Source organism: Rhizobacter sp. P5_A1, from assembly GCF_056400745.1.
The window spans coordinates 41,116-57,039 of the sequence record NZ_JBFUKR010000005.1; the positions used below are offsets into that span (position 1 = coordinate 41,116).

Consider the following 15,924-nt stretch of genomic DNA (forward strand, 5'->3'; position numbering starts at 1 on the left):
GAGGCCTGCGCCCCCTCGGGGGGCAGGAGCGAAGCGACGTGGGGGCCCAACATCCTCAGTCTTCCTTCGCCCGCGTCGAGTTCGCCTTCGCGATCAGCTCGCTGAGCTCGAGCGCGCGCTCGGTCGTCCGATCGAACTTGAAGTGCAAGGTCGGCACCGTGTGGATCTGCAGCCGCTTGAACAGCCCGTTGCGGATGAACCCGGCGGCCTCGTTCAGCGCCGCCTCGCATTCGCCCGCATCGCCGATCAGCAGCGAGAACAGCACGGTCGCATGCGCGTAGTCGGGCGTGACCTCGACCGCATTGATCGTGACCATGCCGATGCGCGGATCCTTCAGATCGCGGATCAGCTCCGCCACATCGCGCTGGATCTGGTCGGCCACGCGGAAACCGCGGTTGGGTATGGATCGCTTGTGTCGCATGGTGTGTCTTTCGTGGGGCCACCAAACACAAACCCCGCCAGCTTTGCAGAAGGCGGGGTTCGGGGATGAGACCAAAACCGCCTTACAGCGTTCGTGCCACTTCCTTGACCTCGAAGAATTCGAGCTGGTCGCCTTCCTTGATGTCGTTGTAGTTCTTCAGCTTGATACCGCACTCGAAGCCGGCCGCCACTTCTCGCACATCGTCCTTCATGCGCCGCACCGATTCGATCTCGCCCGTGTAGACGACGACGTTCTCGCGCAGCAGGCGGAAGCGCGCGCCGCGGCGCACCAGGCCCGCGGTGACCATCGAGCCCGCGACCGTGCCGATCTTCGACGCGACGAACACCGTGCGGATCTCGGCCGTGCCGATGACCTCTTCGCGCTGCTCGGGCGCCAGCATGCCGGTCATCGCCGCCTTCACCTCGTCGACCGCGTCGTAGATGATGTTGTAGTAGCGGATGTCGACGCCGTTGTTCTCGGCCAGCTTGCGCGAACCGGCGTCGGCCCGCGTGTTGAAGCCGATGATCACGGCCTTCGAGGCGATCGCGAGGTTCACGTCGGACTCGCTGATGCCACCGACCGCGGCGTGCACGATCTGCACCTTGACCTCGGCCGTCGAGAGCTTCAGCAACGATTGCGCCAGCGCTTCCTGCGAGCCCTGCACGTCGGCCTTGATGATCAGGGCCAGCGTCTGCGTCGCGCCCTGACCCATCTGGTCCATCAGGTTCTCGAGGTTCGCGGCCTGGCGCTTGGCCAGCTTCACGTCGCGGTACTTGCCCTGGCGGAAGGTCGCGATCTCGCGCGCCCGGCGTTCGTCGCCCAGCACCATGAACTCGTCGCCCGCTTGCGGCACTTCGGTCAGGCCCTGGATCTCGACCGGAATCGACGGGCCGGCCTCGGTGATCGTCTTGCCGTTTTCATCGAGCATCGCGCGCACGCGGCCGAAGCTCGAACCGGCCAGCACCACGTCGCCGCGCTTGAGCGTGCCGCTTTGCACCAGCACGGTGGCGACCGGGCCGCGGCCCTTGTCGAGCTGCGCTTCGATCACGAGGCCCTTGGCCATCGAATCCTTCGCCGCGGTCAACTCCAGCACCTCGGCCTGCAGCAGCACCTGCTCGAGCAGCGTGTCGATGCCCTGGCCGGTGCGCGCCGAAACGGCGACGAACGGCGAATCGCCGCCGAAGTCTTCCGGCACGACCTGCTCGGCCACCAGCTCCGACTTCAGGCGCTCGACGTTCGCTTCGGGCTTGTCGATCTTGTTCATCGCGACGACGATCGGCACGCCGGCCGCCTTCGCGTGGTGGATCGCTTCCTTGGTCTGCGGCATCACGCCGTCGTCGGCCGCGACCACGAGGATCACGATGTCGGTCGCCTTCGCGCCGCGCGCACGCATCGCGGTGAACGCCGCGTGGCCCGGGGTGTCGAGGAAGGTGATCATGCCGCGCGGCGTGTCGACGTGGTACGCGCCGATATGCTGCGTGATGCCGCCGGCCTCGCCGGCCGCGACACGCGAGGTGCGGATGTAGTCGAGCAGCGAGGTCTTGCCGTGGTCGACGTGACCCATCACGGTCACGACCGGCGCGCGCGGCAGCATCTCGTGCTGGGCATCGGCATCGACCTCTTCGAGGAACGCATCCGGATCGTCGAGCTTGGCGGGCAGCGCGGTGTGGCCCATTTCCTCGACCACGATCATCGCGGTCTCCTGGTCGAGCTGCTGGTTGATCGTGACCATCTGGCCCAGCTTCATCAGCTGCTTGATGACCTCGGAGGCCTTGACCGACATCTTGTGCGCCAGATCGGCGACGCTGATGGTCTCGGGCACGTGCACTTCCTGCACCTGCGCCTCCTGCGGCGCGATGAAGCTCGACGGTGCACCGTCGTTGCGGTCGCCGCGGCGGCCGACGCGCGGCGCACGCCAGCCCGGGCGGTTGCCGCCGGCAGGCGCACGCTGCCCCGGCTTCAGCGCACTGCGCTTCTTCGCGTCGTCGGCCCAGCTCGACGAGAGCTTCTCCGACTTGACGGCCTTCTTGTCGCCCGGCTTCGCGGCCGTTGCGGCGGTCGTGCCCGGGGCGCCCGGCACGCCGACCTTCTTGTGAATCGTGCCCTTGATCTCGACCGCTGCCGGCTTGACCTCTTCAGGCTTCTTCGCGACCAGGACCTTCTTCGGCGCGTTCATCATCGCGCGGATCGCCGAGGCCTCGTCTTCGGCGGCCTTGCGGCGCTTCGCCAGATCGGCGGCACGCTGCTTCTCTTCGTCGACGACGTCCGCGGCCTTGATGACGCGCAGCGACGGCTTCGGGGCTTCGGCAGGCGCGGGCGCGACCGGCGCCTCGGCCGGCTTCGCGGCATCGGCCTTGATCTGTTCGGCGGTCTTCGGCTTCGCTGCGGCGGCGGCCGCGGCGGCCTGCTCGGCCGCCAGCTTCTCGGCGGCCGCGCGCGCGGCGGCAGCCGCGATCTCGCGATCGCGCGCTTCCTGCTCTTCGCGCAGGCGGCGCTTCTCGGCGAGGTCGGCCTCCTGGAGGCGCAGCGCTTCGGCCTGGCTCTGCGCTTCTTCTTCGCGGCGCGCGAGTTCCGTGTCGTCGATCACCGGCTCGGCCGGCTCCTCGACCACGGGGGCCGCGTCATCGCGCTTGATGAAGGTGCGCTTCTTGCGCACCTCGACCTGGATCGTGCGGGCCTTGCCGCTCGAATCGGCCTGCTTGATCTCGCTGGTCGACTTGCGGGTCAGCGTGATCTTCTTGCGCTCGGCGCCGGCGACGGTGCCGTGCGCGGTGCGCAGGTGGTCGAGCAGGCGTTCCTTGTCGGACTCGGTCAGCGCATCGTCCGTCGACGCCTTGCTGACGCCAGCCGACTGCAGCTGCTCGAGCAGCGCCGCGGCAGAGCGATTGAGCTCGGCGGCGAGTTGGGCGACGGTGGTCGAAGCCATGGGTTTGCGTTCCTTGCGTTTACTGTCTGTCTGCAGTCTGTCGTTCTAGCGGTGCGGCCCGGCGCTCAGGTCGTGAACCAGTGTTCACGCGCCTTCATGATCAGCGCCTTGGCCTGCGCCTCGTCGACCTCGGTCATCTCGACCAGCTCGTCGACTGCCAGATCGGCCAGGTCGTCGCGCTTGTGCACGCCGCCGACGGCCAGCTTGCCGATCAGCTCGGGGGTCAGCCCTTCGAGGTCGCGCAGGTCCTGCGAGACATCGTCGACGCCTTCTTCCTTCGCGAGCTCCATCGTCAGCAGCGCATCCTTCGCACGGGTGCGCAGTTCGTTGACGGTGTCTTCGTCGAAGCTCTCGATCTCGAGCATTTCCTGCATCGGGACGTAGGCCACTTCTTCGAGGCTCGCAAAGCCTTCGTTGATCAGGATGTCGGCGACTTCGGCGTCGACGTCGAGCTTCTCGATGAAGAGCTTGCGCACATGATCGGACTCGGAGGCCTGCTTGGTCGCCGACTCTTCCGCGGTCATGATGTTGATGCGCCAGCCGGTCATCTCGGAGGCCAGCCGCACGTTCTGGCCGCCGCGGCCGATCGCGATCGCGAGGTTCTCCTCGTCGACCACGACGTCCATCGCGTGGCGCTCTTCGTCGACGACGATCGACTGCACGTTCGCCGGCGCCAGGGCACCGATCACAAATTGGGCCGGATCCTCGGACCACAAGACGATGTCGACGCGCTCGCCGGCGAGCTCGTTGGTCACCGCATTGACGCGCGAGCCGCGCACGCCGACGCAGGTGCCGATCGGGTCGACGCGCTTGTCGTGCGAAACGACGGCGATCTTCGCGCGCGAACCCGGGTCACGGGCACACGACTTGATCTCGAGCAGGCCCTGCTCGATCTCGGGCACCTCCTGCGCGAAGAGCTCGATCATGAAACCCGGCGCGCTGCGGCTCAGCAGGATCTGCGGCCCGCGCAGGGTCGGGTCGACCTCGGCGATGTAGGCGCGCACACGGTCGCCGGAGCGCAGGTTTTCCTTCGGGATCATTTCGCTGCGGCGCAGCCGCCCTTCGATGCGACCCTGCTCGACGATGATGTCGCCCTTGTCCAGGCGCTTGACGGTGCCGACGAAGATCTTCTCGCCGCGCGAGAGGAAATCGGTCAGCAGCTGCTCGCGCTCGGCGTCGCGAATCTTCTGCAGGATCACCTGCTTCGCGGCCTGCGCACCGATGCGGCCGATCGAGACCGACTCGACGCCCTCTTCGATGTAGTCGTCGACCTCGATGTCGGGGATCTGCTCCTGCGCTTCGAACAGCAGGATCTCGGAGTCGGGCAGCTGCAGGCCGGCCTCGTTCGGCACCACGTGCCAGCGGCGGAAGGTCTCGTAGTCACCGCTGTCGCGGTCGATCGACACGCGCATGTCGACCTCGCCGCCGTGCAGCTTCTTCGAGGCCGACGCAAGCGCCGCCTCGACGGCTGCGAAGACGACCTCCAGGTCGACGCTCTTCTCGCGCGCGATGGCGTCCACAAAATCCAGCAAATCGCGGTTCATTGAATACGACCTCCGTCTTGTCTCTCGTCGGGGAGCCCTGCACCGGCGGCGACCTCGGGAGCGGCAAAACGCCGGCCCTTGAAGTCGACGACCGGCACGAGGTGCGCCTCCCGTACTTCGTCCAGTGAAAAATCCAGTGCCTGATCGGTCTCGGGCGCATTCGGCGCCGCGGCGGCACGCTTCACGCCACGCGTCGGCCTGGGCGCGTCGAGCACGAGCCGCCAGCCGTCGCCGAGCGCCTGCAACTCGCCGCTGAACTTCTTGCGGCCCTTGAACGGCAGCTTCAGCGTGATCTCGATCTGCTGGCCGGCAAAGCGCGCGTAGTCGGCCGCCTTCTTCAGCGGGCGATCCAGCCCCGGCGAAGACACTTCGAGACGTTCGTAGGCGCAGCCTTCGACCTCGAGCACGTGCTGCAGCTGGCGGGTGACCTTCTCGCAATCGTCGACGGTGATGGCTTCTTGCGACGGCGGCAAATGATCAATGAACACGCGCAGCAGGCCGCCGGCGCTCTTTTCAGCGTCGACCAGGTCGTAACCCAAGCCCGTCACAGTGCGTTCCACCGCACTTTGCCAATTCGTCATCACCGTCAAAAGTTGATCCAGCCTCTTAGTCGACTCAGCGAAAATTCGCCCCGAAAGGCATTCGCGCAAAAAAAATGGGCTGGATGAATCCGCCCAAGATCGCGCCGCTTGATCACTGCCATCACGGCCAGTGCCTCACCGGTTCTAGCTATCCAGCAAAACAAGGATTGTACTCCGCGCCGCTGATACAGGCAAGCGAGCGGGCTGTCAAGAAGCAGAATCCTCGCTCCCTCGCATGCCAAAATCCGGCCCCACACGATACTGGGGTGACCACATGGGATTTCTCGCCGGCAAGCGCTTTCTGATCACGGGCGTTCTCTCGAACCGCTCGATCGCCTACGGCATCGCCAAAGCCTGCCGCCGCGAGGGCGCCGAGCTCGCGTTCAGCTATGTCGGGGAGCGCTTCAAGGCGCGGGTTTCCGAGTTCGCCGCCGAGTTCGACTCGACGCTGGTCTACGACTGCGATGTCGCGAGCGACGCCCAGATCGACGCGATGTTCACCGACCTCGGCCAGGTCTGGCCCGAATTCGACGGCTTCGTCCACTCGATCGGCTTTGCGCCGAAGGAGGCGATCTCCGGCGACTTCCTCGAGGGTCTGTCGCGCGAATCGTTCCACATCGCCCACGACATCTCCAGTTACAGCTTCCCGGCCCTGGCGAAGGCCGCCGCCCCGCGCCTGCGAGCCGGCGCGGCGCTGCTGACGCTGAGCTACCTCGGCGCGCTGCGCAGCATGCCCCACTACAACACGATGGGTCTGGCGAAGGCCTCGCTCGAGGCCAGCGTGCGCTACCTGGCGGCCTCGCTCGGCCCGAAGGGCGTGCGCGTCAACGGCATCTCGGCCGGGCCGATCAAGACGCTCGCCGCTTCCGGCATCAAGGACTTCGGCAGGATGCTCGAGGCGTCCAGCCGCTCGCCACTGGGGCGCAACGTGACGATCGACGATGTCGGCAATGTCGCCGCGTTCCTGCTGTCGGACCTGGCGGCGGGCGTCACCTCCGAGATCACCTATGTCGACGGCGGCTTCAGCCAGTCGGCGCTCGCCGGCTTGGCCGACACCTGACGAGCGCGCGGTGAGCGAGCCCAGTTCTGCAGCAGTGCGCCCGGCGCGGCTGCTCGGCGACGTCGGCGGCACCAACGCGCGCTTCGCCTGGCAGGACGCCGACGGCGCGCCGCTGCGCGACATTGTCGCGATCCCCACTGCCGACCATCCGACGCTCGCCGCCGCGCTGGCCGACTACCTGCGTCGCACCGGCCACGCCGCGCCGCCGTGGTGCGCGATCGGCATTGCGAACCCGATCACCGGCGACCGGGTGCAGATGACGAACAGCCACTGGTCCTTCTCGATCGAGGCGGTGCGGCGCGAGCTCGGTTTCGAGCGCTTCGTCGTAATCAACGATTTCACCGCGCTGGCGCTCGCGCTCCCCGACCTGCCGGCCACCGAGCTGCGCCAGCTCGGCGGCGGCGCGGCCGTCGCCGGCGCGCCGCTGGCGCTGATCGGGCCGGGCACCGGGCTGGGCGTCTCCGGCCTGCTGCCGAGCACCGAACCGGGGCGCTGGGTCGCGCTGCAAGGCGAAGGCGGCCATGTGACGCTGGCCGCGAGCAACGCCCGCGAGGCGGCGGTGCTACAGCTTCTGCACGACCGCTTCGGCCACGCGTCGGCCGAGCGCGCTGTCTCCGGGCAAGGCCTGGAGGCGCTGCACGCGGCGCTGTCGATCCTCGACGCCGCACCGGCGGCCCCGCCGCTGTCGGCGGCCGAGATCAGCCGGCGCGCGCTGGCGTCGTCCGATCCGCGCTGCGTGGAGGCGCTCGATCTCTTCTGCGGCTTTCTCGGCAATGTCGCCGGCAACCTCGCGCTCACGCTCGGCGCGCGCGGCGGCGTCTACATCGGCGGCGGCATCGTGCCGCGGCTCGGCGATGCATTCATGCGCTCGCGCTTTCGCGCGTGCTTCGAGGACAAGGGCCGCTTCCGCGGCTATCTCGAAGCGATACCGGCCTTCGTGATCCATACCGCGGTCTCACCGGCACTGCTGGGCGCGGCGCGAGCCCTGTAGGTATTCAGCGCGTGATCGGCGCGGGGCCGATCAGACCTCTCGGCGTGCCGCCAGACCCGTGCGCAACGCCTGCGCGAACTGCAGCTGTGCCAGCCGGGCGGCGTCGATGCCACCGGCCATGCTGATGAAGCCGTGCGCGAGGCCGTGGTACTCGACCAGCGACACGGCATTGCCTGCGTTCAGCAGCGCGTCGGCATACGCCTTCGCCTCGTCGCGCAGCGGGTCGTGTTGCGCGAGCACCAGCAGGCTCGGAGGCAGCCCCGCGAGGTCGGCGGCGAGCAAGGGCGCCCCGCGGTAGTCGTCGGCCTTGCCCGCCGCGCCGAAATAGTGGCGGTTGAAGTATTCCATCGTGCGCAAGGTCAGCGTCGGACCTGCCGCGTGGGCCGTGCGCGACGGGAAGTCGCCGTCGTGCCCGCCGGCCGCCGGTGGATACAGCAGGGCCTGGAAGCCGATGCGCGGGCCGCCGTGATCGCGCGCCAGCAACGTCATCACGGTCGCCAGCACGGCCCCGGCGCTGTCGCCGGCCACGCCCAGGCGCGCCGGGTCGGCGCCGAGCTCGTGACCCTGCTCGGCCGCCCACTGCAGCGCGGCCCACGCGTCATCGATGGCAGCCGGGTACGGGTGCTCCGGCGCGAGGCGATAGTCGACCGACACGACCACCGCGTCGCTGTCTGCGCAAAGCTGGCGCGCGACGCGGTCGTAGCCGTCCAGGTCGCCGAGCACGTAGCCGCCGCCGTGGTAGTAGACGATCAGCGCACGGCTCCCGGCCACGCCATCGCCATGCGGCGTGTAGATGCGCAGGCCGATCGTCGTCGCGCCACCGCCTGGTGCGGCGATGCGGCGGTTGTCCACCGCCACGTCGGCCGGCGGCATGTCGGCCGCGGCGAGGATCTCGCGGTACAGGCCGCGACAGGGTCCGGGCGGCAGGTCGCACAGGTCCGGCATGCCGGCGGCCTGGGCTTGTTTCATCATGGCGTCGAGTTGCCGGTCAAGCATGGGATGTCTCCGTGGCGAACGAGGGTTGCACCGCGCCTCGCGGATGCAACAGGAAGCGGGCCAGCGCGGGCAGCAGCACGAGCGCGCCGACCATGTTCCAGACGAACATGAACGCGAGCAGGATGCCCATGTCGGCCTGGAACTTGATCGGCGAGAAGGCCCAGGTGCCGACGGCCAGCGCAAGCGTGATGCCGGTCAGCATCACGACGCGGCCGGTGAACTGCAGCGCGTGGTGGTAGGCGGCCGAGAGCTTGTCGCCGGCACGCAGCCGCGCCAGCATCACGCTGAGTACATACAGCGCATAGTCGACGCCGATCCCCACGCCGAGCGCAATCACCGGCAGCGTCGCGACCTTCACGCCCATGCCGAGGCCGACCATCAGCGCCTCGCACAGGATCGAGGTCAGCACCAGCGGCAGCACCGCGCAGACCACCGCGCGCCACGAGCGGAACGTGACCCAGCACAGCAGCACGACGGCGCCGTAGACCCATAGAAGCATCTCGCGCATGGCGCGCTTGACGACGATGTTGGTCGCCGCGTCGATGCCGGCCGAACCGGCGGCGAGCATGAAGCGCCCGCCGGGCGCCGGGTTCGCGGCGATGAAGTGCTCGACTTCATCGACGACACGTGTCAGCGTCTCGGCCTTGTGATCCTTCAGGTAGACGTACAGCGACAGGAAGGAGCAGCCCTGGTTGAACAGCTCACGCGGCGCGCGCGTCTGCACGCCGCCGAGTGCGCTGGCGTTCGGGATCAGCTCGAACCACTTCAGGTTGCCTTCGTTGTAGCCGACCATCGCCAGCTTCGACAGCGCCGCCATCGAGTTCGTCGACTCGACGCCCGGCAATTGCTCGAGGCGCCAGGCGAGCCGGTCGACGCGGGCCAGCGTGTCGTAGCGCGTGCACTGGTCCTCGGGCGTGGCCACCATCACGACCAGGATGTCGCTGCTGGCCGCGTAGTGGCGCGCCATGAAGTCGTTGTCGCGGTTGTAGCGCGAGTCGGCGCGCAGCTCGGGTGCACCCGGGTCGAGATCGCCGACGTTCAGGTTCAGGCTGATCGCATAGCCCGCGGCGGCGAGCAGCACGCTCGCGCCGATCGCCGCCAGCGCGGGGCCGCGCTGCGTGAAACGATCGAGCTGGCGCCACAGCCACGGCCGCGCGGCGCCGCCGTCATCGGCGGCGTCTTCCAGCTGCAGGCTGCGCTTCGCCGCGGCCGGGCTGACGCCCACGTACGACAGCAGGATCGGCAGCAGCACGAGGTTCGTGAAGATCAGCACCGCGACACCGATGCTCGCGACCGCGGCCAGGTCCTGGATCACCTGGATCTTGATCAGCGCCAGCACCGCGAAGCCCACCGCATCGCACAGCAGCGCGGTCAGCCCGGCGACGAAGAGGCGCCGGAAGGTGTAGCGCGCGGCCACCACGCGATGCGTGCCGCGGCCGATGTCCTGCATGATCCCGTTCATCTTCTGCGCGCCGTGGCTCATGCCGATCGCGAACACGAGAAACGGCACGAGCACCGAGTACGGGTCGAGCTCGTAGTGCAGCAAGGCCAGCAGCCCGAACTGCCACACCACCGCAATCACCGAGCACGCCACGACGAGTGCGGTGCTGCGCGAGCAGCGCGCGTAGCCGAACAGCACCGCGGCACAGATCGCGAGCGCGAGGCCGAAGAACATCAGCACCTGTTGCAGCCCTTCGATCAGGTCGCCGACGACCTTGGCGAAGCCGGTGACATGGATGAGGATGCGCTCGCTCTCGTACTTGGTGCGCAGCGCCTCGACCTGGCGCGACAACCCGCCGTAGTCGAGCGCTTCGCCGGTCTTGGAGTTCTTGTCGAGCAGCGGCACGAAGATGATGCTGGACTTGAAGTCGCCCGCCACGAGCTGGCCGATCTCGCCCGAGCGCTCGACGTTCGTGCGCACCTCGGCCAGCGCCGCGGGAGAGCCGTCGTAGCTGTCGCCCATCACGGTGTTGCCGTCCAGGCCGTCTTCGGTGACCGCGACCCAGCGCGTGTTCGAGGTCCACAGCGACTTCATGAACGGCCGGTCGACGCCGGGCAGCAGGAAGATCTCGTCGCTGAGCTTCTGCAATGTCTCGAGGTAGGCCTTGTCGAAGATCGAGTTCCCCGTCGTCTCAACCGCGATGCGCATCGCGTTGGTCTGTCCGGCGAGATTCGACTTGTTGGCGAAGTAGTTGACGATGTAGGCGTGCGCCGTCGGGATCGTCTTCTCGAAGCTCGCATTGAGCCGCAGGCGTGTGGCCTGCCAGCCCAGCAGCAGCGTGAGCAGCAGGCAGATCGCCATCGCCCAGACGCGGTGGTTGAAGAACGCGCGCTCGACGACGCTGCCCGAGGCGGTGTCGAAGTCTTCGAGGCGGGCGATGACCGGTTGGGCGCCCAGGGAGGTGTCGGGATGCATGGGATTCAAAGCTCAGGGAGCAGGTTGACGGCGCATCCCGCGCAGGCTGGCGACGACGAGTGCGTCGCCATCGGCGGCAGCGAGGCCGGCGGCCGGCAGCGGGCCACCACTCGGCGGCGTCTTCGTGAAGCTGCGGCCGTCGTCGCGGCTGCGCAGCAGTTCGCCGGTCTGGGCCAGCAGCGCGAGTTCGCCGCCGTCGAGCTCGAGCGCGGCGCTGATCGAGGTTTGCAGGCCGGTGTCGAGCCGAATCCAGCTCGCGCCTTGATCGGCACTGCGCCAGGCGTTGCCGCGCAGGCCGTAGGCGATCAACGAGCCCGAGCGCGCGGCCAGCAAGCCGAAGTAGCTGCCCTTGTAGGCCACCGGAAGCGCGCCGAAACTTGCGCCGCCATCGCCGGACGCGAGCAGCAGGCCTTGCTCGCCGGCGATGTAGACGTGGCCGGCGGCCGCGCGCACCGCGTACAGGTGCAGGCTCTTCGGGTTCGGCAGGCGGCTCAGGATCGGCGTCCAGTGCTGGCCGCCATCGGCGGTGGCGAATGCGAGGTTGTAGGCGCCGACCGCGAAGCCGTGTCGCGCGTCGATGAAGTCGAGGTCGAAGAAGGGCTTGTCCGGCCCTTCGTCGGCGAAGCGCTTGCTGCGCTCGTCACCGCCAGCGGCCACCAGCCTCGCAGCCTGCACCCCATCGAGCTGCTTGACCCAGCTCTCGCCGCCGTCGTCGCTCTTCAGGATCACGCCGAGATGGCCGACCGCCCACCCGATGCGCGCATCGACGAAGCGCACCGCGGTCAGCGTGACCTGCACCGGCACGCTGGCCTGACGCCAGCTCTTCGCGCCGTCGTCCGACAGCAGCACGGTGCCGCGCTCGCCCACCGCGACCAGCCGCGGCCCGGCGTGCGTGACCGCGAGCATCGCCGCGTTCAGCGCCTTCGGACTGTGCAGCGCCGGCTCGCCCAGCGCGGCCGGCGCTTCCGGCGCGCCGGGCGCCGCCGATGCCGCGGACACGACCGCCAGCAGCAGTGCGGCGAGCCGGACCATCAGCGCGTGCCCTCGTTGGCCAGCTCTTCAGGGCTGAAGAACGAGCGCGGGATCGGCGCCACCGGCTTGTACTGCGTCGGCAGTTCGTTCGACGCCATGTTCAGGAAGTAGGCGCCGGTCTGCAGGTCGTAGCCGCCCCACACCATGTTGCCGACGATGGCCGGGATGTCCGGCGCGAGCAGCGTCAGCGTGTAGTTGGTGCGCCAGAGTTCGCCCTTCGCGTCCCAGCCGTCGAACAGGATGATCTGCCAGCTGTCCTCGTCGATGTAGTACTTGCGCTTGGGCACGACGTGGCGCTTGCCCGCCGCGAGCGTGGCTTCGACTTCCCACACCCGGTGCAGCTCCCAGCGCACCTGCGCCGGGTTCAGCGTGTTCGGCGTCACCAGGTCGGCGACCTTCGCGCTCGCGGCCTTGTTGTTGTTGTACGGGATGTAGAGCTCCCTCTTGCCGACCAGCTTGAGCTCGTGCTTGTCGATCGGCCCGAACAGGTTGAAGGCCTCGTCGAACAGGCCGATGCCCGAGGTCACCGAGTCGGGCGTGTCGTAGGCCACCGAAGGCGCCTTGCGCACGCGGCGCTGGCCCACGAGGTACTGCCACAGGCCGCGCGGGTTGGTCGCGTTGATGTTGTCGTGCGCAAGGATCGCCTCGCCCGCCTTCGAGCCCGGCTCGCTGACCAGGAACTTGCCGAGCTGGTAGTAGCCGTCGAACTTCTCGAGGCTGCCTTCGGGGTCGTAGTACTGCTTGCGAAAGCTCTGCGTGCCGCCCGAGGCCATCGCGCGCTTGCCGTCGGCCGTGACGACCCAGACCCGCACCGGCGCTTGCACGTAGGTGCCGGTCCAGGCCAGGCGGTGGTTCTGGAACACCTCGTAGCCGTCCTTCGGGATCGGGAACGGCGTGCCGCCGTAAGCGGCCTCTGTGCCCTGCCCGCCATCGACGAGCTTGGCACGCGTCGCGTTCTTGAAGGTGTTGTCGTAGACCCATTGCGGCGCCGCCGCGGTGCGATGCGTCGGGTAGACATCGATGCGGAAGTCGGGGTACTTCTTCATCAGCGCCTTGACGCCGTCGCTCAGTTTCGCGGCGTGCGCGTCCATGTTCTTCGCGTTGATCGAGAGCAGCGGCTTCTCGCTGGCGAACGGGTCGGGCCGCGGATCGCCGGCCTTGTAGCCGGCCGGCGCCTTGGTCATGCCGCCGTCCCACGCGGGGATGCTGGCGTCCTTGTTGCCGGCGCGTTCGGCACCCAGCGGCGTCAGCGTGGTCTTGAGCTTGGCCGCCTCTTCGGCCGAGACCGCGGCCTGGGCCGGTGGAGCGATGGGGAGGCTCGCGCACGCGCCAGAGATCAGCGCGGCCAGCAGGTGTTTGCAATGCATGAGTTGACTCCGATTCAGAAGGTGCGCGAGACGCTGAGGGCCACGTAGGCGCGGTCCCTGAGCGACTGGCCGAACGTGAGCTGGCGCGGCGAGCCGGCGCCGGTGACCGTGGTCTCGGTGAAGGTCTTCGCCGCGCCGAAGTAGTCGGTGTAGGTCAGCGCGACGTTCCAGGCGTTCTGGTACTTGCCCTTCACGCCGATGCTGTAGTCGCCCGCGTTCGAGGCGCCGCCGGCGAAGTTGAAGATCGCCGACGAGCGGCCGCCGAAGTTGTAGCCAAGCCCGATCGGCACCGACAGGTCCAGCCCCGGCAGCACCTGGAAGTACTGCGGCTCGAAGATCATCCGGTAGGCGAACGCGCCCTTGGTCGTATTCGCATCGGCGCCGCCCAGGCCGGCACCCGCATAGGCGGCGAAGATGTCCTTGGTCACCTTCAGCGTGCGGTTGTAGGCCAGCTCGCCGACCAGCGCCCCGCCCTGCCACAAGGCGTTGGGCTGCAGCACGTAGATGCCCGACAGCTGCAGGTGCGCGGTGCGGCCGACCGCGAAGCACGGGTCGTCTTTCGAGTTGCCGCAGGTGAGGATGGGCCCGAGACCGAGCACGGCCGGGTCGCTGGTCAGCGGTGCGTTCGTTCGCACCGACCCTTCGAGCGCCCAGTTGAGCTGGCCGATCGACGAGGTCACGCTCGCGCCGAAGGTGCGGATGTTGCTCGCGTAGGCCAGGTGCACGTTGCCGTTGACGAAGTCGAACACCGGCACGGCCGGCGTCTTGTCGTGGTACTGCGCGGCATAGAGGCCGAACTCGTAGTCGCTGCCGGTCGGGCTCCAGCGCAGCTGCACGCCGCCCTGCCCCGAGTCGTTGGGCTTCAGGTCCCGGGTCGAGTCGTAGGCGAGGTTGACGCCCGGTCCGAAACTGACGATGCCGGTGCCGACGTAGTCCTGGTTCGAGAAGTAGCTGCCGACCCCGGGGATCTTGCTCGGCCGCCACTTGAACTGGTAGTACGCACCCAGCGAGAGCCCTTCCGCCACCTGCAGCGAGCCCGAGACCTGCTCGACCGGCAGCAGCACTTCCTTGAACTGCCAGCCCGGCACCGAGAGGATCTTGGCGATGTCGACCGGGCCCTGGGCGTTCGCGATGCCGTTCTGGCCGAAGAACAGGCTCTCGCCCCACTGCAGCGTGTGCCGGCCCAGGCGCAGCGTGCCCTTCATGTTGCCGATGTCGCCCTTCAGGTAGACGAACGCATCGAGCAACTCGCTGCCGCGGCCATGCCGGCGCTTGGTCGCCGGGAGGAACACGTCCATCGCCTGGCCGCTGTCGTTGTTGGCGGTCGAGACGACCGGCCCGAGCGGCACGCCACCGGCGAGCAGCGGCGTGCCCTGGTAGTCGTTGCCGCGCAGGTAAACGCTGTCGTGCCAGGCGTTGCCGCTGATGCGCCCGCCGAAGTTCTTCGCCGTGACATCGAATTCGGCCAGCAAGTCCAGGCGATTCGAGATCAGCCCGCGCCTGAAGTTGTGGTCGCCGTCGTCCTCGTTGACGGTGCCCGGGTCGACGGCCACGTCGAGCTGCGTGAGCGCGGCCGACGGGTTCTTCAGGCGATAGCCGACGCTGTACTTCGGCGTCAGGTCGAGTCGAACCTTCAGATCGGGATCGGACGTCGGGATCTCGGTGGCATGAGCGGCGGGCAGCAGCGCGAGCGCTGCCGCCACCGCCACCCAAGTGCGGCGATGTTGCATGGTTGTCTCCTTTTGGGGTAGTGCGGGCGCGCCTCTGACGGGCGCATCGAACAGTCTGTCGATCAGGTGTAGGTCGACGCAAGCCCTCCATCGGCGGCCAGGTTGACGCCGCTGACCCAGCGCGACGCATCGCTGCACAGGAAAGCGATCACCGGCGCGATCTCGTCGCTGAACGCGGGCCGCTTCATGCGGTGCGCATCGGCCTGCACGCGCTGCTCGCCGAGCATCTGAACGAAGTCGCCGAGGATCGGCGTGAACACCGGGCCGGGTGCGACGCAGTTCATGCGCACCGATCGGTCGAGGAAGATCTTCTGCGATTGCGTCAGCGTCCAGACGATCAGCGCTTCCTTGAAGTACTGGTAGCACGTCTCCTGCGGCACCGGGTGGTCGCGCAGCCATTGCGCGCCCTCGGCGTAGCTCGCCGTCGCTGCGAGTTCGCGGTGCGGTTCGAGCCGCGCCGGCCATTCGGCGCCGAGGATCGAAGATACGTTGACGATCGCACCGCCGGCCGGCATGCGCTCGAGCACGCGGCCCGTGAAGTGGCGCAGGCCGAGGTAGTTCACGCGCGCCACCAGCTCGACCGGCGCGGTGCCGGGCACGCCGGCGATGTTGGCGAGCGCGTCGATGCGCTCGGGCAGCTGCGCGACCGCGGCGTCGATCGCGGAGCTATCGCCGAGGTCGGCCTTGACGAAGCCGTCCAGCGTCAGCGTGGGGTCGTTGCGATCGACGCCGATCACGCGCGCGCCTTGAAGGCGGGCGAGCCTGGCGAAGTCGGCGCCGATGCCCGAGCAGGCACCAGTGACGACGATGGTCTTGTTCATGACAGCCCCTCGTCCGACGGGTACGTCGGCCGATCCCCC

The 15,924-nt window shown here is 68.3% G+C and carries 12 protein-coding genes; 2 read left to right on the top strand and 10 right to left on the bottom strand.

What is annotated here, in order from left to right; translation table 11 throughout:
• Positions 1 to 55 precede the first annotated feature (55 nt).
• The 4 genes from rbfA to rimP all read right to left on the bottom strand — a co-directional run bounded on the left by rbfA (position 56) and on the right by rimP (position 5,472).
• Positions 56 to 421 carry a 30S ribosome-binding factor RbfA gene (gene rbfA / locus AC1DTW_RS06835; RefSeq protein ID WP_477980284.1) on the bottom strand — a complete coding sequence of 122 codons (366 nt, stop codon included), beginning with the start codon at positions 419 to 421 and terminating at the stop codon, positions 56 to 58.
• An 82-nt stretch (positions 422 to 503) separates the two neighbouring features.
• Positions 504 to 3,347, bottom strand: coding sequence for a translation initiation factor IF-2 (infB, locus tag AC1DTW_RS06840; protein WP_477980285.1), 2,844 nt, complete (start codon positions 3,345 to 3,347; stop codon positions 504 to 506).
• A 65-nt stretch (positions 3,348 to 3,412) separates the two neighbouring features.
• Complete coding sequence (gene nusA, locus AC1DTW_RS06845) at positions 3,413 to 4,891, bottom strand: transcription termination factor NusA (RefSeq protein WP_477980286.1); 1,479 nt, start codon at positions 4,889 to 4,891, stop codon at positions 3,413 to 3,415.
• On the bottom strand, positions 4,888 to 5,472 hold the full coding sequence (gene rimP / locus AC1DTW_RS06850; protein ID WP_477980498.1) for a ribosome maturation factor RimP: 585 nt from the start codon (positions 5,470 to 5,472) through the stop codon (positions 4,888 to 4,890). The genes nusA and rimP overlap by 4 nt, the downstream gene beginning before the upstream one ends.
• Positions 5,473 to 5,746: 274 nt before the next feature.
• Between rimP and fabI the strand changes: the two genes are divergently transcribed.
• On the top strand, positions 5,747 to 6,532 hold the full coding sequence (gene fabI / locus AC1DTW_RS06855) for an enoyl-ACP reductase FabI (protein ID WP_477980287.1): 786 nt from the start codon (positions 5,747 to 5,749) through the stop codon (positions 6,530 to 6,532).
• 10 nt (positions 6,533 to 6,542) lie between these two features.
• Positions 6,543 to 7,523, top strand: a complete 981-nt coding sequence (locus AC1DTW_RS06860; protein WP_477980288.1) for a glucokinase — start codon at positions 6,543 to 6,545, stop codon at positions 7,521 to 7,523.
• A 30-nt stretch (positions 7,524 to 7,553) separates the two neighbouring features.
• Here the strand turns inward: AC1DTW_RS06860 and AC1DTW_RS06865 are convergent, their stop codons facing one another.
• The 6 genes from AC1DTW_RS06865 to AC1DTW_RS06890 form a co-directional block, all read right to left on the bottom strand.
• Entirely contained in the window at positions 7,554 to 8,519 is a 966-nt protein-coding gene (locus AC1DTW_RS06865; protein WP_477980289.1) for an alpha/beta hydrolase, read from the bottom strand.
• Complete coding sequence (locus AC1DTW_RS06870; RefSeq protein ID WP_477980290.1) at positions 8,512 to 10,935, bottom strand: efflux RND transporter permease subunit; 2,424 nt, start codon at positions 10,933 to 10,935, stop codon at positions 8,512 to 8,514. The genes AC1DTW_RS06865 and AC1DTW_RS06870 overlap by 8 nt, the downstream gene beginning before the upstream one ends.
• 12 nt (positions 10,936 to 10,947) lie before the next feature.
• Positions 10,948 to 11,967, bottom strand: coding sequence for a WD40/YVTN/BNR-like repeat-containing protein (locus AC1DTW_RS06875; RefSeq protein ID WP_477980291.1), 1,020 nt, complete (start codon positions 11,965 to 11,967; stop codon positions 10,948 to 10,950).
• Positions 11,967 to 13,334: a DUF1329 domain-containing protein gene (locus AC1DTW_RS06880; protein ID WP_477980292.1), complete on the bottom strand. Its 1,368-nt coding sequence runs from the start codon at positions 13,332 to 13,334 to the stop codon at positions 11,967 to 11,969. Before AC1DTW_RS06880 ends, AC1DTW_RS06875 begins: the two co-directional genes overlap by 1 nt.
• Positions 13,335 to 13,348: 14 nt before the next feature.
• The gene (locus tag AC1DTW_RS06885; RefSeq protein WP_477980293.1) at positions 13,349 to 15,064 is read right to left on the bottom strand and encodes a DUF1302 domain-containing protein; all 1,716 of its coding nucleotides are present in this window, start codon (positions 15,062 to 15,064) and stop codon (positions 13,349 to 13,351) included.
• A gap of 62 nt (positions 15,065 to 15,126) precedes the next feature.
• Complete coding sequence (locus AC1DTW_RS06890) at positions 15,127 to 15,885, bottom strand: coniferyl-alcohol dehydrogenase (protein WP_477980294.1); 759 nt, start codon at positions 15,883 to 15,885, stop codon at positions 15,127 to 15,129.
• Positions 15,886 to 15,924 lie beyond the last annotated feature (39 nt).